The 19,158-nt window shown below is 48.5% G+C and carries 18 protein-coding genes; 15 read left to right on the top strand and 3 right to left on the bottom strand.

Features of this window, described 5'->3' with window-relative positions; translation table 11 throughout:
• Positions 1-26: 26 nt before the first annotated feature.
• The 11 genes from PKOR_RS05465 to PKOR_RS05415 all read left to right on the top strand — a co-directional run bounded on the left by PKOR_RS05465 (position 27) and on the right by PKOR_RS05415 (position 9,459).
• Positions 27-269, top strand: coding sequence for an AtpZ/AtpI family protein (locus PKOR_RS05465; protein WP_046314125.1), 243 nt, complete (start codon positions 27-29; stop codon positions 267-269).
• A gap of 5 nt (positions 270-274) precedes the next feature.
• Complete coding sequence (locus PKOR_RS05460) at positions 275-658, top strand: hypothetical protein (protein WP_046309581.1); 384 nt, start codon at positions 275-277, stop codon at positions 656-658.
• A gap of 43 nt (positions 659-701) precedes the next feature.
• Positions 702-1,718, top strand: coding sequence for a F0F1 ATP synthase subunit A (atpB, locus tag PKOR_RS05455; RefSeq protein ID WP_046309580.1), 1,017 nt, complete (start codon positions 702-704; stop codon positions 1,716-1,718).
• A gap of 36 nt (positions 1,719-1,754) precedes the next feature.
• Positions 1,755-2,012 (top strand): ATP synthase F0 subunit C, encoded by a 258-nt coding sequence (gene atpE / locus PKOR_RS05450; protein ID WP_025608468.1) that lies wholly within the window; start codon positions 1,755-1,757, stop codon positions 2,010-2,012.
• Positions 2,013-2,167: 155 nt separating this feature from the next.
• A complete protein-coding gene (locus PKOR_RS05445) occupies positions 2,168-2,662 on the top strand; it encodes a F0F1 ATP synthase subunit B (protein WP_046309579.1) in 495 nt (164 codons plus the stop codon).
• A gap of 55 nt (positions 2,663-2,717) precedes the next feature.
• Entirely contained in the window at positions 2,718-3,275 is a 558-nt protein-coding gene (gene atpH / locus PKOR_RS05440) for an ATP synthase F1 subunit delta (RefSeq protein WP_046309577.1), read from the top strand.
• Positions 3,276-3,277: 2 nt separating this feature from the next.
• Positions 3,278-4,858, top strand: coding sequence for a F0F1 ATP synthase subunit alpha (gene atpA / locus PKOR_RS05435; protein ID WP_046309575.1), 1,581 nt, complete (start codon positions 3,278-3,280; stop codon positions 4,856-4,858).
• Between the two features lie 70 nt (positions 4,859-4,928).
• A complete protein-coding gene (gene atpG / locus PKOR_RS05430) occupies positions 4,929-5,819 on the top strand; it encodes an ATP synthase F1 subunit gamma (protein ID WP_046309573.1) in 891 nt (296 codons plus the stop codon).
• 175 nt (positions 5,820-5,994) lie between these two features.
• A complete protein-coding gene (gene pafA / locus PKOR_RS05425; protein ID WP_235337255.1) occupies positions 5,995-7,710 on the top strand; it encodes an alkaline phosphatase PafA in 1,716 nt (571 codons plus the stop codon).
• Positions 7,711-7,762: 52 nt separating this feature from the next.
• Positions 7,763-8,341 (top strand): inorganic diphosphatase, encoded by a 579-nt coding sequence (locus tag PKOR_RS05420; protein ID WP_200897429.1) that lies wholly within the window; start codon positions 7,763-7,765, stop codon positions 8,339-8,341.
• Positions 8,342-8,559: 218 nt separating this feature from the next.
• Positions 8,560-9,459, top strand: a complete 900-nt coding sequence (locus PKOR_RS05415) for a UbiA family prenyltransferase (RefSeq protein ID WP_046309572.1) — start codon at positions 8,560-8,562, stop codon at positions 9,457-9,459.
• Here the strand turns inward: PKOR_RS05415 and PKOR_RS05410 are convergent.
• Entirely contained in the window at positions 9,440-10,960 is a 1,521-nt protein-coding gene (locus PKOR_RS05410; RefSeq protein ID WP_046309570.1) for a bifunctional ADP-dependent NAD(P)H-hydrate dehydratase/NAD(P)H-hydrate epimerase, read from the bottom strand. The genes PKOR_RS05415 and PKOR_RS05410 overlap by 20 nt on opposite strands.
• Positions 10,961-11,227: 267 nt before the next feature.
• Here PKOR_RS05410 and PKOR_RS05405 point away from each other — a divergent pair, with 267 nt between their 5' ends.
• The 3 genes from PKOR_RS05405 to PKOR_RS05395 all read left to right on the top strand — a co-directional run bounded on the left by PKOR_RS05405 (position 11,228) and on the right by PKOR_RS05395 (position 16,046).
• Positions 11,228-12,115, top strand: a complete 888-nt coding sequence (locus tag PKOR_RS05405) for a phosphatase PAP2 family protein (RefSeq protein ID WP_046309568.1) — start codon at positions 11,228-11,230, stop codon at positions 12,113-12,115.
• Positions 12,116-12,236: 121 nt separating this feature from the next.
• On the top strand, positions 12,237-14,600 hold the full coding sequence (locus PKOR_RS05400; protein WP_046309567.1) for a DUF5686 and carboxypeptidase-like regulatory domain-containing protein: 2,364 nt from the start codon (positions 12,237-12,239) through the stop codon (positions 14,598-14,600).
• 189 nt (positions 14,601-14,789) lie between these two features.
• Positions 14,790-16,046, top strand: a complete 1,257-nt coding sequence (locus tag PKOR_RS05395; protein WP_046309565.1) for a pyridoxal phosphate-dependent aminotransferase — start codon at positions 14,790-14,792, stop codon at positions 16,044-16,046.
• 54 nt (positions 16,047-16,100) lie between these two features.
• Here PKOR_RS05395 and PKOR_RS05390 read toward each other — a convergent pair whose 3' ends face one another.
• The gene (locus PKOR_RS05390; protein ID WP_046309564.1) at positions 16,101-16,559 is read right to left on the bottom strand and encodes an Lrp/AsnC ligand binding domain-containing protein; all 459 of its coding nucleotides are present in this window, start codon (positions 16,557-16,559) and stop codon (positions 16,101-16,103) included.
• 162 nt (positions 16,560-16,721) lie between these two features.
• On the opposite strand from PKOR_RS05390, the gene PKOR_RS05385 reads away from it, so the two are divergent.
• The gene (locus tag PKOR_RS05385; protein ID WP_046309563.1) at positions 16,722-17,675 is read left to right on the top strand and encodes an asparagine synthetase A; all 954 of its coding nucleotides are present in this window, start codon (positions 16,722-16,724) and stop codon (positions 17,673-17,675) included.
• Positions 17,676-17,913: 238 nt separating this feature from the next.
• Here the strand turns inward: PKOR_RS05385 and PKOR_RS05380 are convergent, their stop codons facing one another.
• Positions 17,914-19,089 (bottom strand): DUF4407 domain-containing protein, encoded by a 1,176-nt coding sequence (locus tag PKOR_RS05380; protein WP_052738729.1) that lies wholly within the window; start codon positions 19,087-19,089, stop codon positions 17,914-17,916.
• Positions 19,090-19,158: the final 69 nt, after the last annotated feature.

Genomic DNA, 19,158 nt, shown 5'->3' with positions numbered 1-19,158 from the left:
AGTATCTTTGCAAACTTCTGAAGTACATGGAAAATACCCCAGAAAAAGAACAAAAGCCCGAGCAGCGCAGGCAGGAGAGCATCAAACCCTATGTAAAGTATTCGGGAATGGCATTCCAGATGATCGGGGCACTAGTGGTGGCTGCCTTTGCAGGCCGGAAGCTGGATGCTTATATGGGTAACGAAAAGCCCTGGTTTACGATCGCCTTGCTACTGGTTGCTGTCATCGCCACCATGGTTCTAACAATCATATCTATAAATAAGAAGTAACGCACATGAGGTTTACCCGTAACCTGGCTATACTTACAGCCATACTCTGCATAATAATTGGGGCAATGCTGCAATTTACTGGTTACACGCTGCTGCACAGCTATATCTGGCACATGCTGCTTTTTTTTGTCTTCATTACCGGGTTCACCTACTATCTAACGCAGCTAGGACACAAGAACGACCCGGAGAACTTTCAAGTGTACTATTTTGCCTCGATGGGTTTTAGGGTAGTATTAAGTATAGGTGTGGTGGCGCTGTATGTATGGTTCTATAAAGAAGGGAGATTGCAGTTCGTTTTCAACTTCTTCGCGTTATATTTCCTGTTTACCGGGTTTGAAATTTACAGTTTGTTGGCTAACTTGCGCCCGCATTTGAGAGGGCAGAATTAACGGTAGGTTCTGTCTGTTAAATATTGCTTCTAAATCATTCTTAATGAAGAGGTTATTCGTTCTATTGTTTTCCTTCCTTACGCTGACTGCTTTTGCTGATGCGCCTGTGGAAGGCGGTGAGTTTCAGCCAGGAGATATGATCACACATCACATTGCTGATGATTATACCTGGCATTTTGCGGATGGGGCTGTTGTTTACCTGCCCGTTATACTGGTAGACAATGGTGAGTTTAAGGTGTTCTCTTCTCACAATTTCTACGACGAAAACCACGAGACTGTGCCTTATAATGGCTATGCGCTGGAGCATGGCCATATTATGCGAGTAGATGAGGCAGGTAAGCCGCTGGCTGATCAGGCAGGCCTACTTGATTTTTCTATCACTAAAAACGTGGCTTCTATGTTTGTTAGTGTGGCGTTGCTGCTGATAATTTTCTTTGTTATCGCAGGTCGGTACAAAAACAATCCAAAAGCTGCTCCTCGCGGTATTCAGTCTTTCTTTGAGCCAATCATCATCTTTATTCGCGACGAGATTGCTAAGGCGAATATTGGGCCGAAGTACGAGCGTTATATGCCGTACCTGCTTACAGTGTTCTTCTTTATCTGGTTTAACAACCTGCTGGGCTTGATGCCAGGCGGCGCTAACCTGACAGGGAACATTGCTGTGACGCTGGTGCTTGCCCTGATCACATTGTTGATAACAGTGTTCAGTGGTAACAAGAGCTACTGGAAGCACATATTTGCGACTCCGGGTGTGCCAACATGGCTTGCTCCGATCATGATCCCTGTGGAATTAATCGGTATCCTGACAAAGCCGTTTTCCCTGATGGTTCGACTTTTTGCCAACATCACAGCAGGTCACATCATCATCCTGTCGCTGTTTAGCTTGATCTTTATTTTCCAAAGTATAGCGGTTGGTCCGCTTAGTGTGGCGTTTGCTACTTTCATGAACTTCCTGGAGTTGTTCGTGGCCCTGTTGCAGGCTTATATCTTTACCCTGCTGTCTGCCATGTATTTTGGCGGCGCAGTTGAGGAGCATGAGCATGCGGATGAACACCATTAATAGAATTTTATTTTTTAACTATATATAACTATAACTATGTTGTTAGCAATTCTGCTTCAAGCTGTTTCTGAAGGCGCTGGTCTTGGTATCATGGGTGCCGGTATCGGTGCAGGTCTAGTTGCCCTTGGCGCTGGTCTTGGTATCGGTCGTATCGGTGGTTCAGCTATGGAATCTATTGCTCGTCAGCCTGAGGCTGGTGGCAAAATCCAAACTGCCATGATCATCTCTTCTGCACTTATCGAGGGTGTAACCCTGTTCGGTGTAGTAGTGTGTCTTCTGATCGCTATTGCTTAATTACTTTTAACAAAAGGTAACAAGCTAACATGCTTACATGATCTCACGTCTGGGCGTATGGCCCAGACGATGAGGTCTAAACATAGTTCAGTTGTAGTTAAAAGGTGGCCAGGGTGGTCGCTTAAAAAGAATTTAATACTCAATCTTCATAAACAATGGAATTAGTAACCCCTGGTATAGGTCTACTTTTCTGGCAGACGGTAACGTTCCTGATCGTTCTGTTTTTGCTTGGTAAGTTTGCATGGAAGCCAATCATGAACGCGCTTCATGAGCGTGAGGCCTCTATCGAGAATGCTCTTAGTGCCGCTGAAAAAGCGAAGCTGGAGATACAGGCGCTGAAAGCTGACAACGAAAAACTGTTGGCCGAGGCTCGTTTGGAGCGTGACAGAATTCTGAAAGAAGCTACAGAGGCTGCTAATAGCATTGTAGAGGCTTCTAAGCAGAAAGCGAATGAGGAAGGTGCCCGCATGATTGCCCAGGCGCGTGAGTCAATCGAAAACGAGAAGCGTGCTGCTATCACTGAAGTGAAAAACATGGCTGCTTCTCTGTCGCTAGAGATTGCTGAGCAAATTCTGAGAAGAGAGCTTAGCGATAAAACTGCTCAGCAGGCGCTGGCTCAGGACTATATCCGTGAAGTAACGCTTAACTAACAAAGTACAAGAGCGGGTGCCTAAAGGTAAGACCGCTGCATTATAAACAAGCACTATGTCAGATATTAGAGTTGCTTCCAGATACGCGAAGTCGCTGATTGAACTGGCTGAGGAGAAAAACTTGGTGGACCAGGTAAATGCAGATATGCAACTGTTCATACAGGTAGTTTCTCAGAACCGTGATTTTAAGCTTCTGCTGCAGAACCCGATTGTAAAGTCAGATAAGAAGCTGGCTATTATCAACGGTGTATTTAAAGGTAAAGTACAGGAGCTGACGCTGGCTTTCTTTAACCTGATTGCCCGCAAAAACCGTGAGGCTGTACTTGAGACGGTAGCTACTTCATTCCAGGAACAGTATCGTACGCTTCAGGGAATACAAACTGCTGAAGTAGTTTCTGCAGCGCCGCTTACACCGGCCCTGCGTGATGAGCTAGGCAAGAAGCTGGTTGCTCAAACGGGAAAGCGCATAGAGCTTATAGAGCGTGTAGACCCGTCGCTAATCGGAGGATTTGTGCTGCGTGTAGGAGATAAACAAATCGACAGCTCTGTGAGGAATAGCCTTCGCAAGCTGAGAAATCAATTTAAAGACAACCCATACATTAATAAACTATAATCATGGCAGAAGTAAGACCTGACGAAGTATCAGCCATATTAAGAGAACAGCTATCTAACTTCCGTACCGAAGCGGAACTGGAAGAAGTAGGTACTGTACTGCAAGTGGGTGACGGTGTCGCTCGTATCTATGGCCTTTCCAAGGCTCAGTCTGGTGAGCTTTTAGAGTTTGAGAATGGTCTGCAGGCACTCGTTCTGAACCTGGAAGAGGACAATGTAGGTGCCGTATTGCTTGGCGACTACAGCGAGATCAAAGAAGGCGCCACCGTAAGAAGAACAAACCGTATTGCCTCTATTAAAGTAGGTGACGGTATAGTTGGCCGTGTTGTAAACACACTAGGTCAGCCAATAGATGGCAAAGGCCCTATCGCTGGCGAAATGTACGAAATGCCACTGGAGCGTAAAGCACCGGGTGTTATTTTCCGTCAGCCAGTAAACGAGCCAATGCAAACTGGTATCAAGGCGATCGACTCAATGATTCCGATCGGCCGTGGCCAGCGTGAATTGATTATCGGTGACCGCCAGACTGGTAAGACTGCGGTTGCTATCGATACTATCCTGAACCAGCGTGAATTCTACGACAGAGGCGAGCCTGTTTTCTGTATCTACGTAGCTGTTGGTCAAAAAGCATCTACAGTAGCTCAGGTGGTTAAAGCCCTGCAAGAAGGTGGTGCCATGGATTATACTGTAGTAGTAGCTGCTTCTGCCGCTGATCCTGCTCCAATGCAGTTCTTCGCGCCATTTACAGGTGCTGCTATCGGTGAGTTCTTCCGTGATACTGGCCGTCCTGCACTGGTAGTTTATGACGACCTTTCTAAGCAAGCTGTTGCTTACCGTGAAGTATCTCTGTTGCTTCGTCGCCCACCAGGACGTGAGGCTTACCCAGGTGACGTATTCTATCTGCACTCTCGCCTTCTGGAGCGTGCTGCTAAAATCAATGCATCGGACGAGATCGCTCAAAACATGAATGACCTACCAGAGTCTATCAGACATTTGGTAAAAGGTGGTGGCTCATTAACAGCCCTTCCAATTATCGAGACACAGGCTGGTGACGTTTCTGCTTATATTCCGACTAACGTGATTTCGATTACGGATGGTCAGATCTTCTTAGAGACTAACCTCTTCAACGCAGGTATCCGTCCGGCTATTAACGTTGGTATTTCGGTATCACGCGTAGGTGGTTCTGCTCAGATCAAGTCGATGAAGAAAGTAGCAGGTACACTGAAGCTGGATCAGGCTCAGTTCCGCGAACTTGAGGCTTTTGCTAAATTCGGTTCTGACCTGGATGCTGCTACGAAGCTGACAATCGAGCGTGGTCGTCGTAACCTAGAAATCCTGAAGCAGGCACAGTTCTCTCCGGTACCGGTAGAAGAGCAGGTAGCTACCATCTATGCAGCCACTAACGGTCTGCTGGATAGTGTTCCGGTTAATGAGGTAAGAAACTTTGAGAAAGACTTCCTGCGCACATTACGCGCTCAGCACGCTAACGCTCTTAATGCATTGAGAGTTGGTAAGCTGGATGACGAAACTACTGCTGTTATCAAGCAGGTAGCAAAGGAAACTGCTTCGAAGTATAACAAATAGACTTTAAGTAAAGAGGCTGAGGTTAGAGGCAAAAGACTTTAACCTCAGCTTTTGCTCATAGCAACTAAATATGGCAAGTTTAAAAGAGGTTAGAAGCCGCATTACATCTGTATCGTCTACGCAGCAGATTACAAAAGCCATGAAAATGGTGTCGGCTGCTAAGCTAAGACGTGCTCAGGACAACATCTTACGTATGCGCCCATATGCGCAGCGCTTGAGCGGTATCCTGACAAATCTTTCGTCAATGGCTGAGGGTGCTGTAGAGAATCCGTACACAGAGAAGCGTGACGTGAACAGGGTGCTGATTATTGCGGTAACCTCTGACCGTGGTTTGGCTGGTGCTTTTAACTCCAACATTGTGAAAGGTGTGAACGCGCTGATTGCTGATAAATACAGAAGCCAGTACGAAGCAGGTAACCTGACCATCCTGACTATCGGCCGCAAAGGCTTTGATGCCTTCCGCAAGAGAGGCTACAATGTTATCGGTGACTACAGCAATACCTTCGCAAACCTTTCTTTCGACACAGTACGTGTAGCAGCTGAGCGTGCTATGGCTGGTTTCGTAGCAGGAGAGTTCGACCAGGTAGAAATAGTTTACAACGAGTTCAAAAACGTAGCAACGCAGATCTTGCGCCAGGAGCAGTTCCTCCCAATCGTGGAGAAACCAGCTGAGGAGGTAGACGCTGCAGCTTTGTTGATTGACTATACATTTGAGCCATCAAAAGAGCAGATCATTGAGGAGCTAATACCAAAATCGCTGAAGATACAAGTATACAAAGCGGTACTGGAATCTAATGCATCTGAGCATGGTGCCCGTATGACGGCCATGGATAAAGCGACTGAAAACGCAGGTGAGCTACTGAAGCAGTTAAAGCTAACTTACAACAGAACGCGTCAGGCAGCCATCACCAAAGAGATCCTGGAGATCGTGGGTGGTGCCGAGGCCTTGGCTGCAGAATAAACAGGAGCAAAAGAAATCAGGAGCAGCGCCCACCGATACAAGTGGGCGCTGCTTATTTTTGTGGGTACTGTGCCAAAAGGTATATTAACAAATTGATAAACCCACAAAGGCAGTGCAATCTGACAAGAATAGTAGGCTGTACTTATTATATTTGTAGTAACCGAACTATAGTAAAATGAGATACAAAGAGTTGCTGAAAAAAGTAACAAGAGCAAAAGTGATGACCGCAAGCGTTCTGCTGATGAGTGCTTGTGCCGGAACAACACCCAATGCACCTACTGCATCTGCAGAAAGCAGTGCACAAACTGTACAAGCGGACCCTATCCAGCAGCGACCTAAACTGATAGTTGGAATTGTGGTGGACCAGATGCGCTACGACTACCTGTACCGCTACTGGAGCAAGTATGGCAACGACGGCTTTAGAAAAATGCTGTCGCAGGGCTTTAACTTCAAAAACGCACAGTACAGCTATGTTCCAACATACACTGGTCCGGGGCATGCATCGGTATACACAGGCAGTGTACCAGCGCTCAATGGCATCATAGGAAACAACTGGTATGAGCGGGATCAGAAAAAGGTAGTATATTGTGTGGAGGACAAGACGGTAAAGACGGTAGGTAGCACCTCTGATGCAGGCCTGATGTCGCCGGCTAACCTCAAAACAACAACTATTACAGACGAATTGCGCCTTGCAACCAACAAGGAAGCGAAGGTAGTAGGGGTGGCACTGAAAGATAGAGGATCTATACTGCCCGCGGGCCACTTGGCCAATGGCGCTTACTGGTTCGACTCTGAAAGTGGCAACTGGATTACAAGTACTTATTACCACGAGCAACTGCCACAGTGGGCTCAGGAGTTTAACAACCGGAAGCTAGCGGATCAGTACCTAAGCCAGCCTTGGGAAACGTTACTGCCAATTGAGCAGTACACGGAGAGCACTGCCGATGATATGCCATGGGAGAGAGCTTTAAGCGGAGAGCAGAAGCCGGTTTTTCCGCACAATTTGCCTGCAATACGTGGCAAAGACTTTGAATTGATACGTTCTGTACCTGCAGGAAATACCATCACCAAAGACTTTGCTCTGGCAGCACTACGTGGTGAAGGTTTAGGAAAAGATGACGTAACTGACTTTCTTGCGGTAAGCTTTTCTACTCCAGATTACGTAGGCCATTCTTTTGGACCGAACTCTATCGAAGCTGAGGATGTTTTTTTACGTCTGGATCAGGAAATAGCAGAACTGATAAGCACAATTGAGAATGAAGTAGGCAAGGGAGAGGTACTTTTCTTCTTAAGTGCTGACCATGGTGCGGCACACGTACCAGCTTACATGCAAAGCATGAAAGTGCCTGCAGGTGTAGCTACCTCTCATGTTGTGCGCGACTCTATTGATGCCTACCTGGACAAATTGTATGGCAAAGGCGATTGGGTAGAGCGCTATATAAACCAGCAGGTGTACCTGAACCGTAATTTGATAGACAGTAAAAAGCTTGCCAGAGCGGAAGTACAGCAGCGAGTAGCTGATTATGTATTGCGCTTTGACGGAGTGATGCGTGCTGTACCAGCTGCCACATTGCAAAGCAGCAATTGGGGCACAGGCATGATGGCTCGTGTAGAAAGCGGCTTTAATGCCAAACGCTCTGGTGATGTTGTGCTGCTGCTGGAGCCAGGGTGGTTTGAAGGATACGGCAGCGATCCGAAAGGTACTACGCATGGATCACAGGCTAACTACGATACACACGTGCCATTAGTATGGTACGGCTGGAACGTAAAAGCCGGAGAAAGTGAGGCCGAGGCAGCCGTATCAGATATTGCCGCCACTATCGCCGCTTGGCTGTATATACAGGAGCCAAACGGAAGTGTAGGCAAGCCATTACAAGTATATATGAAATAAAACCATAGCGCCTGAAGAAGAGAATTAATTGACGGCGTGTTTAAAACCAAAGATGAAAATGGAGAATATGGACAACAACAATCCATGGCATAGCGTGAGCTACGGCGATATGGCGCCAGAAGTGGTAACAGCTATCATTGAGATTCCTAAAGGATCGAAGGCAAAGTATGAGTTGGATAAGGAAAGCGGAATGCTGAAGCTAGACCGTGTACTGTTCTCGTCAGTAAATTATCCGGCTAACTACGGTTTCATCCCACAGACTTACTGCGACGACAAAGACCCTCTTGATATACTGGTAATCTGCTCTATCGATGTACAGCCAATGTGTTTGATAGATGCGAAGGTAATCGGTGTGATGCAGATGATAGATAATAACGAGGAGGATGATAAAATCATCGCTGTGGCTTATAACGACATGTCGGTGCGTCACATCAATGATATCTCTGAGCTGCCTCCACACACGCTGCTAGAGATGCGTCGTTTCTTTGAGGACTATAAGAAGCTTGAAAACAAAGAGGTGATCGTAGAGCAGTTCCTAGGTCGTGAGCATGCTTACAAAATTATTCAGGACAGCATTGAGCTTTACAACACCACTTTCGGTGAGCCAACAAAGAAAGAAAGAGCACTATAACCTTATTACTTTTCCTGTTAAGCCTGGCGTGGAGTATTCTGTGCCGGGCTTTCTATTTTTACGGCCAGCAGTATAGCAGGAAATGGCAGGCAACTATAAAGTGCTGCCGTTGTTGAGATCATAGCAAAAAACACTAATGCACAAATTGCAGATAGCAGCTTACACAAGAGCAGCTGTGTTTGATTGAGCAATGAATTGTTGCGTAATTGCAAAGTAGGATGGAATGGACCAGGCACAACGGAAGAAGAAAAGCAACCAGCTTGCCCTATAGGCTGCTGGAAGCGCTGCTGTATAGCAGTGTGTTTATCTCTTTCTGTGGCTTTGCTCTTACGGTAGAAACCTATCTGTTAGCGGGGCTTCCTGTGTCGTGGACTATGGCAGTGTTTGTGTTTCTGGCTACGCTTTTTACCTACAACCTTAGTAGCGTACAGAGTATCCTGCGCCGCCCGTGCCAGCAGATAAACAAAAATAACCCTGCATGGGGGCAGCGCCATAAGCGAGAGTTGGCTATACTCGGACTAGTAAGTATAGGTGCAGCTGTAGCAGCATACTTTTGGTCAGGTATAGAAATAAACCTCTGGTTTTTGCTGCACCTGGCAGTAATATCCGTGGGGTATACAGTACCTGTACTTTATAAGCGGCAGCGGGTAAAGCCCCTGCGAAGCGTACCACTGCTCAAGGTTTTTCTGATCGCTTATGTATGGGCTGTGGTAACGGCCATGTTTCCGCTGTTAGATGCAGGTATGGAAGTATGGCAGCCAGAAACACTATGGCTTTTCCTGCGCCGTTTCCTGTTTATACTGGCGCTGGCGCTTCTATTCGATATCCGCGATTATGCCTACGATCGTGACACCAACACGCTAACCTTTCCGGGTTGGATAGGTGTGCGGAACACAAAATTGATCTCCCTTACACTTCTGCTGCTGTATGTTCTGCTTTTGATAAGTAGCGAAGGTGGCGAAGTACTGTGGGCGTTAGTTGCGAGCGCAGTTGGTGCGGCTCTAATTGTTTGGTACTCCTCAGCAAGCCGTCCGCGAATATACTTCGCCATACTGGCAGATGGTGCTATGTTGCTGCACGCAGGCCTGGTATGCGTGACTATGGCATTAGTTGGGTAAGGTGCAGGAAAGCCTTAGGTAGATGGTCAATTACGTCTGATGCCGTCATGGCAATGTCTCCTAGAGAAGGGAACGCTAAATCAGCGGCTAAGCCATGTACATAAACTCCCAACAGGCAAGCCTCCTCCAGAGTGTACTGTTGCCCTACCAATGCTGTTATAATGCCCGTGAGCACATCTCCAGTGCCGCCCGTAGCCATACCAGAGTTGCCGGTCGTGTTGAAGTATACTTTACCTTCAGGCGTGCCAACAGCAGTATGGCTACCCTTCAGCACAACATAACAACCATACTCCATGCAGAACTCGCGCAGGTGCTGCAGCCGGTCGTAGTCGTTTTTAACCTTGCCCACCAGGCGCTCAAACTCTTTTGGGTGTGGCGTGAAAATGAGCTTTTTCTTGTACAGCTGTGCCTTCAGTTTATCGCTGGCAGCAATGAGGTTGATTGCATCTGCATCAATCACTGTAGGGTGTGAGGAGGTAGCCAACAGCTGTCCAATGGCAGTTTTCGTGACACGCTCAGTGCCTATGCCCGGGCCTGTTCCTATCACATCATACTTTTGAATATCCTGGGGAAGCTCAGAAAGGTGCTTCCGGTTTCTATCGGTTAGTGTCATGGCCTCTGGCACGGCAGTTTGAAGGATAGGGTAACCCGCTTGAGGCACTTGCACTGTTAGTAGCCCAACACCGCTGCGCAGGCAGGCACGAGCAGCCAGTACGGCGGCGCCCATCTTGCCGTAGCCCCCGCACAGCAGGAGTGCGTGTCCATAGAGGCCTTTGTGGGAGAATTTTTTGCGGAGTTTCAGCAGGCGCTGCACATCTTCCTGCTTTGTGCAGAAATAGTTGGTATTAACTTCTGAGATAAACTGCTGGCTTAGCCCAATAGATACTACATGCCACTCGCCCACGAACGGCTCGTGCTGCGGTAGCAAAAAGGCCAGCTTTGGTAGCTCAAAACTAACCGTGTACTGTGCTCTGACAATTGCGCCATCCTCAGGTGTTTGGCTGTCAGTGTAGAGGCCAGAAGGGATATCTATAGAAGTGACAGTTACGCCACTACTGTTTAGCGCCTCAAGTACCTTAGCGTACAGGCCCGTAACAGGCCTGTTTAGCCCGGTACCGAAGAGAGCATCAATAACGCAGGAGCCTTTACCTATCAAGTTAGGAATAGCTGCCTCCTGTTCCACGTGTATAGTCTGCAGGTCCTGTGGCAGACGCTCCAAGTTTGTTTCAAAATCATCCGAAGCCTTACTTATATCGCCCACCAGGTAAGGCTGCACATTATAGTTGCGCTCGTGCAGCAGGCGTGCGACGGCTAGCCCATCACCGCCGTTGTTGCCGGGGCCGCAGAAGATGTGTACCTCCCCGCCCGGCTGAAACTTATTCTCAAACCAACCGGTAAAGGCTTTTGCCGCTCGCTCCATCAGCTCAGCGGAGGAGATCCCTTCCTCTTGGATTGTGTAGGCGTCGGCTTCGCGGGTCTGTGCAGCTGTAAGAATCTTCATGTGGGGCAGGTGCGTTTAGTTTGCCTAAATATACTATACTGCTTTGGTTCGGTTGCAGCTGCGGGTGGAGATAGGCTGAAGCCTGAAACAAGGTAAAGGATGGGGTACTTGAAAGCTTTTCAATGTGAAGCTCTGACAGCTGCCAAAACTTCAAGGCAGTTTAGGCGGTAAATTTTGCAAGCGCATCAGTGAAAAACTACTTGTTGTGGCACAAAAAATGTTAAAATGAGGTTTATTAGCTATTGCTTAATTTTAAACGATCACAGATTGAAACTAGGAAAGCAACTAACTGCACATTTGCTGTGGTTAACAATGCTGGCAACCCCTGTGCTGGCGCAAACACAGCAACCTGACACAAGACCGGATACGGTTGTTACCACCAGCTTAGCAACAGACAGTGTTGCACAGCCTTCAACAAATTTGCTTGCGGCTTCTATCACACTGACGCAGGGTGATACCATACCGCAAGGGCAGAAAAATCCTTTTACGGAGGCCCAAAGACGTGAAGGAGAAAACAAGCGGTATCTTACACGTGCTGTACTGCCAGCTGCCGCGCTAATTGGAGCAGGTGTATATACTATACAGGGGAATGGCTTGTTCAGTAGCTTTGACGCCCGTGACGCCCGTAACAGGCATGCGCCGGAGTTTGCCACCAAGGTGGATGACTATGTATTCTTCGTGCCGCTGGCCTACCTGTATGGCTTCAACATTTTTTCCTCTCAGAACCGACACGAGGTGGGGCGCCAGACAAAACTGCTGATTGCCTCCGGAGCACTTACTTCTGCACTGGTATGGCCTACCAAAAAGCTGACGGACATAGATCGCCCCAATAACGATAACTATGCTTTCCCGTCGGGGCATACGGCCTATGCCTTTACCATTGCCACAGTGGTGGATAAGGAGTTCAGGCACAAGAGCCCGTGGGTGAGCGTGGGTAGCTATGCTATTGCCACGGGCACGGGTATTATGCGCATGCTCAACAACGAGCATTGGATGGCCGATGTAATAGCTGGCGCCGGCGTAGGTATCCTATCGGTAAACACGGTGTATTGGCTGCACGACAAGCTGGCCAAAGACAAAGGCTTGAACACCACCGTTGCTCCTACAGTGCTTCCTAACGGAAGGCCGGGGCTTGGTTTGAGTGTACAGTTCTAATTATACTTTGTTAACAGGAGGAGGCGCTGCATGAGTAGCGCCTTTTCTTTTTATATTTACATGTATGCTGTATCTCCGTTGTCCCATACTTTTATTCTTGTGCTTGTGCTCACTGATAAGCATGGCACAGGTGCAGCAGGTGCAAGGTACTGTGCGCGATGCAGCTACCAGCGAGCGCCTGCCTTTTGTAAGTATAGTTGCCAACGAGGGTGAGACAGGTACTACCACTAACCTGGAGGGAGAGTACCATCTGCGCCACCAGAGGCCCATCTATAGCCTACGCTTTAGCTATGTGGGGTACCTGCCGCAAACTATACGCCCTGACTCTGTGGAAAGTATAAATGTGCAGCTGCAGCCAACAGCAGCAAGGTTGCAGGAGGTGGTTGTGCTAGGCTCTGGCGAGAACCCGGTCCACCGCATTATCAGGCTGGCTACGCAGCACAGGGAACAACATCGGCTGCAAAATCTGGACAGCTATACTTGTCGCACTTACAACAAATTTATACTTACGGCTAACGATGTGGGGGAGCAGGAGCTTCGCGACACGCTGCAACTCTCCCGCCGGGACTCTGCCTACCTGAAAATGCGTAACCTCCTGAGCAAGCAGCATCTGTTCCTGCTTGAAAGCGTTACCGACTATGCCTTTTTAAAGCCAAACCTCACCAAGGAAACCGTACTGGCTACGCGTGTATCGGGGCTGCAGCAACCTAGCTTTGGTGTAGTGGCTGCCGAGGCTCGTGAATTTTCGGTATACGACGACCTGCCTGTGTTCTTTGGCAAGCGCTACCTGAGTCCCATAAGCCCGGGGAGCACCCGCAAGTATAATTTCGTGCTGCAGGAAACACTGGTGCAGGGAGCGGACACAGTATTTGTCATCTCTTTTAAGCCTGAGCAGGGAAAGAACTTCGAGGGGCTGGAAGGGCTTCTGTACATCAACAGCAGCGGCTGGGCAGTGCAGAACGTGCTGGCCCAATCTGCAGGCAATGACGACAAGCGCAATATACAGTTGCAGCAGCAGTATGAACGGGTTGGAGCACAACAGCAGTGGTTCCCTAGGGAGCTGGATGTGGAGCTGACGATTCCACAACTTAGCCTGAATGGGCATCAGCCTTATGCCCACATGCGCACCTATGTCACAAACATCAACCTAAACCCTAACCTGCGTCGCTCCGAGTTTGGGGTAGTGGCCCTGAAGCATGCCCCTGACGCACACCGCCAGCCAGACAGCTTTTTCCAGGCTTACCGACCCGATTCGCTAACACAGCTGGAGCAAAGAACTTACGAACGCCTCGACAGCGTGGGCCGCGCCCAGAAGCTGGATCGCACCGTCCGAACTTTGGAGTACCTGATGAGCAAGCAGATTCCGGTTGGGCCTGTGAGTCTTAACCTGAGGCACTTGCTACGGCTGAGCGATTTTGAGGGCCTACGTCTGGGCCTAGGGCTGCGCACCAACAACCGCCTGTCAGAAAGATTCCAGGTAGGAGGCTACTGGGGCTACGGCTTTAAAGACGACGAAGCAAAGTATGGCGCGGATGCCTCGGTTATACTTTGGCAGCCGATGGCGCTGCAGCTAAAGGCTATCTACTTCGAGGATGTACTGGAGACGGGCGGCCGCCGCTTAGTCTTTGAAGAGGGCAGTGGCCTGTTAGGCAGTCTGCGGCGGGCACTGCTGGAAGACATGGACTATACCACTCACAAAAGTATAGCCTTACAAGGGCGCGTGCTACGTTACCTGCAGGCAAATGCACAGCTAAGGCAGGAAGAGAGGCGTTCTACCTTACTAGAGCAGGAAGGGCAGTCGCTACCAACTTTCCACCTTTCGGAAGCAGTGCTGGGCCTGCGCTATGCCCCTGGCGAAAAGTATATGCAGCAATTTAACCGCCTTGTGCCGCTATCAAGGCAGGAGCACCCTGTGCTGTGGCTGCAGTATACCCGCGGGCTCGACGGCTTTTTAGATGGTGATTATGGGTACGACAAGTACGACCTGCGGCTGGAGGCTCTGTTGCGCCATCGTACCTTTGGCGAGAGTAATATCATACTTGCCGGTGGCTGGATTACTGGTAATGCACCACTCGTAAGCCGCTACAATGGCTACGGTAGTTTTAACCCGGAGTATAAAGTATACACCGGTGAGGGTTTCGAGACCCTGCAGCCCTACGAATTCTTCTCCGACAGGTATGGTGCTTTGTTCTTCTCTCAGAACTTTGGCAAACGCCTGCTCAATACCCGCTTTTTTGCTCCGGATCTGGTGGCTGTAACTAATATTGGCATTGGTAGCCTGGAAGAGCCCTTACAAGAGGCTACGGAGCTACAGCTTAACAGCATGCGCAAGGGGTTTTTTGAATCAGGACTGATGCTAAATAACATTATCAGCTCTCCTTTTAGTGGTGTTGGAGTAGGAGCTTTTTACCGCTACGGCCCCTATGCCCTAGATGAGGACAAAGATAACCTGCGTATTAAGCTGACAATTAGCTTGTTGTTCTAAGGCAGCGGTAGTGTTATGGCTAAAAAAATCAAAAGCCTCATTGCTTGTGAAACATGCAATGAGGCTTTGGTTTGGATGAGGATTTCTTCTGTATGTCTCTATTTTTTTAGACATTTTGTAATGCGGCGCTGCGTAGTTGGCCGGAAATCCATAACTTAGCCTGAACCTTCTTAAATCCCGTTTTTTAACATGACAGTTTCTAAAATGGCGCAGAACCTGATCGGCTCCGAGATTATTCGGGTGGCTGGCGAGGTGAACGCAATGATAGCCAAGGGAGAGCCTATTTGTAACCTCACCATCGGCGACTTTAACCCAAGTATCTACCCAATTCCGGAGGAGCTGCGAAAGGGCATAACTAAAGCTTACGAACAAGGGCACACTAACTACCCGCCTGCCAATGGCGTTGCGGTGTTGCGCAAGGCAGTCGTAGCGTTTACGCAGGAGCGTCTTGGTCTTACTTACCCTGAGAACGATATTCTGGTGGCCGGCGGTTCTCGTCCGTTGATCTATGCTACCTACCTGGCCCTGGTAGACCCAAGCGACAAGGTGGTGTACCCAACTCCATCGTGGAACAACAACCACTACTGCCACTTATCTGGTGCTACTCCGGTAGAGGTTAAAACACGTCCGGAGAATAATTTCATGCCTACCGCTGAGGATGTACGTCCGCACTTGAAAGGAGCCACTATGCTGGCGCTGTGCTCGCCTCTGAACCCGACCGGTACGATGTTCTCTAAAAAGGACCTGGAGGAGATATGTGACCTGGTGCTGGAGGAGAACCGTAACCGCGCCAAAGGTGAAAAGCCGCTCTACATGCTTTACGACCAAATTTACTGGATGCTGACTTTCGGTAATGCCGAGCATTTCGATCCGGTTAGCCTTCGCCCTGAAATGCGCGACTATACTGTTTACATTGATGGTACTTCTAAGTGCTTTGCTGCTACAGGTGTGCGTGTAGGTTATGCCTTCGGACCAACTGTAGTAATGGACAAGATGAAGTCTATACTTGGGCATGTAGGAGCTTGGGCACCTAAAGCAGAGCAGATGGCTACTGCAGAATTCCTGCAGCAGTCAGAGGAAGTAAACAGCTTCATGGGCGAGTTTAAACCTAAAGTGCAGGAGAGCCTTACTGTGCTCTACAACGGGTTTCAGGAGCTGAAATCTGAAGGGCATCCAGTAGACGCCATCGAACCTATGGGCGCCATTTATTTATCTGCTAAGATGGATCTGGCTGGTAAAACTACGCCGGAGGGCAAAGTGCTGGAAATAAGCCAGGATGTAACCTTCTATGTGCTGCACGAAGCGAAGCTGGCTGTGGTGCCGTTCTCTGCTTTCGGTTCTGGAAAAGACCTGAACTGGTTCAGACTATCGGTAGGAGGTGCCTCTCTGGAGGATATCAAAGCCTCGTTGGGCAGGTTGCGCGAAGCGCTGCAGAAGCTGAAGTAACTATATCAACTATAAAAGAAAAGAGACGCAGGGTTTTGCGTCTCTTTTTTATTTCTATTCTATTTTGATCTGTCGGTTTATGCTTTCCTCCAGCGATATAAGGGTTTCGGTTCGCTGAACACCTTGTATAGGCTGCAGCTTTTCGTTTAACACCTCGCGCAAATGGTTTGTATCGCGGCAAATTATTTTGGCGAACATGCTGTAGGAGCCGGTAGTATAATGTAGCTCTACAATTTCAGGTATCTGTCGCATTTTCTCTACCGTCTCTTTATACCCAGATCCTTTTTCCAGGAACACACCAATAAAGGCGCAGATATCAAAGCCAACGGCAGATGGGTTTACTAGTAACTGCGCTCCTTTTACAACACCCATTTCGGTTAGCTTTTTCATTCTAACATGAATGGTGCCTCCCGATACGTTCAGCTCTTTCGCAATGTCAGTATAAGCACGGGTTACATCCTGCATTAACAGGCTCAGAATTTGTTTATCCAGATTGTCAATTTCGTAATTCATAGGCTTGTGTACTTGCTGCTATTAACATTTTGCAAATATAATGCTTTTAAAATGAAGGATTATTAAACTTGAAAAATATTATTTGAAAAAATGTTAAATAGAAACAACAATCTTTAAATTTAATATGTAATAAGCTTAAAATATTTAACAAATTTTCAAGTAATGAGCCTAGAGACACTAACAGAGCCAACAGTATTGGAGGCCACCGTAAGTCACCTGAAGCGCACTTCGCTGCCTAAAATACTGAAGGTACAGCAGGGTATTGTGCGTGCCACTCATGAGTTTATGTTCAAAGAAGGTCTTACGCAGCTGATGCCATTAATGCTGTCACCGATCACGGACCCACTGAACCATGGAGTAGTAGATGCTACTATAGGTTATGCTGATCAGCGCTGGAGCCTTACCAAGTCTATGATCTTCCACAAGCAGCTAGCCTTGATGAACCCGGAGCTGGACAGCCTGTACATTGTATCGCCAAACGTGCGATTGGAATTTGCAGACCGTGCCGATACAGGACGCCACCTGTTCGAATTTACACAGATTGACTTCGAGTTCAGAGGGAAAGACCGCTTTTTTGTGATGGAGTTTATGGAGGAGCTGGTAAACTTTGTGTTTAGCCGCTTGAACGAGCAGATTCCTGAAATCATACTTGAACTTCGTGGAGAGCTGCTGCCGCAGTACGAGAAGTGGGAGGTGTGCCGTACCGAAAAGCTGGAGGCAGCCCTTGGACCGGATTATGAGCACCTAAAATCAAAAGAAGCAACAAAGCCTTTCTGGTTGCTGAACCACAAACGGGAGTTCTACGATAAAGAAGATCCTAAGAGACCGGGTACTTACCTGAATTATGACCTTATCTGGCCAGAGGGGTACGGCGAAGGCCTGTCAGGAGCGGAGCGTGAGCACGAGTATCGCCAAATCCGTAAACGTATGGCTGAAGTCGGAACAAATGAGGAGGTATTCGCCCATTACCTGGACATCGCTAAAGCAGGCGGTATTCCAAAGACTGCCGGTGGTGGCTTTGGTGTAGAACGCATGACACGCTTTATCTGCCGGTTAAAAGATGTAGATGAGGCCACTGTGTTCTCGCGCAAGCCATGTACAAAAGCTGTTTTTTAAAGTATGGAAATAACGTTAAGAATAAGATGAATGACTAGAAAACTATGGATGACAATGATGATAATGCGGATAATCTTCCGGATAATAAAGTAAGTGAGTGGTTTAAGATGATGTGAAAAGGCCTGCTGCTACCAAGCTGCGGGTCTTTTTGCTTTTTCAGGTACTGTGGGTAAGGAATAACTGGTCGCAAAAAAGCCTGAACCACTATGGCCCAGGCTGATTTATACTTTGATTCAGACTACCACTTGTAGTAGCCGTTTTCCTCGTTATCGTTCAGTATCTCGGCTGCAGTGTTAGGGCTGCGATGTATATCTGCCAGCTTGCGCTGCTTCCATACCGCTGCAGACTCCCGCACTACCTCCAGGTGAGCATCCGACTTAACGCGCTCTTCCTCACGTTTGGCATCCATTTCATACTCACGGCGGGCAGCAAATTTAGCTTCGGCTACCTCCTGGCGGGTATCATACTGCTTCTGGCGCTCGGCCACACGTTGCATCTCCTGGGTGGTGCGCTCATGTTCTATCCCTTTCAGAATATCGTCATAAGGACCCTTGCTGGAGATTAGCTTAGTGAAGATAGGCGCAGTCTCGAGGCAGATGAAAAGCAGTGTGATAAAGAACACTGGCAACCATGGCAGCTCATCCAGTGCATTAATGCGAGCCATCAGGCCATCGTAGTTGGAGAAACTTTCCTGCCCCTCGGCCACAGTCTCGTCATACTTCGCCATCAGGTCATTTATACGCTGCTGGCGCTGATTAATGCGCTCCTGGGCATCAGCCTGCAACAGCTTCAACTCCTCGTCCACCTTATCATATTGTCGCTTCTTCTCCTCATAGATCGGACCTTGGCCTACTTTGCCGGTGCCCCCGGTGCCGTCGGCCTCGGCGGCCACTGCGTCATATAGCCTGTTGCGTTCCTGTAGCTTTGCCTCTACCTCCTGGCGTATGGCGGCAATGTCTGCTTTTACAGAGTCTACCTCAGCAAACTGCCGGCCCACCAGTTGCTTGTGCTGAATGGCCAGCTCCGCCTGCTTCTCCTTCAGCACGGCTTGTATCTCCTTATCAAAGATCTTCAGCTCTAAAGGTTTTGAGATAACCACTGCCAATACCAAAGCCAGCAGAATACGCGGTGTTACCATCAGCAGCTCTTTCCAGAACTTGCCTTCTTTGCGCAGTGTGGAAACGATAAAGCGGTCGAGGTTGAAAATAACAGCACCCCAAAACAGGCCAAACGCTACTGCCATCGGCACCGAATCGAAAACTGTGTAAAGAGCGTAGCCACCCGAGATGCTGGCTAGCAAGCCTGTAAAAAGCACGGTGGCACCTACTCCGGCGTACTTTATGTGCTCCGATTTGGAGCACTTTTCAAGAATGGTGTCGTCGGCGCCGGCGCACCACCAAAAGAATTTCTTCATCTATACTTCGTCAAGATGATTGAAAACACACTGCCTGCAAACTATACGTGTATAACGTATGGTGCAGCT

Origin of the sequence: Pontibacter korlensis, from assembly GCF_000973725.1 — a bacterium.
GTDB lineage: Bacteria > Bacteroidota > Bacteroidia > Cytophagales > Hymenobacteraceae > Pontibacter > Pontibacter korlensis.
The sequence above is the reverse complement of the archived record's forward strand: the minus strand, read 5'-3'. Positions and strand labels throughout refer to the sequence as shown.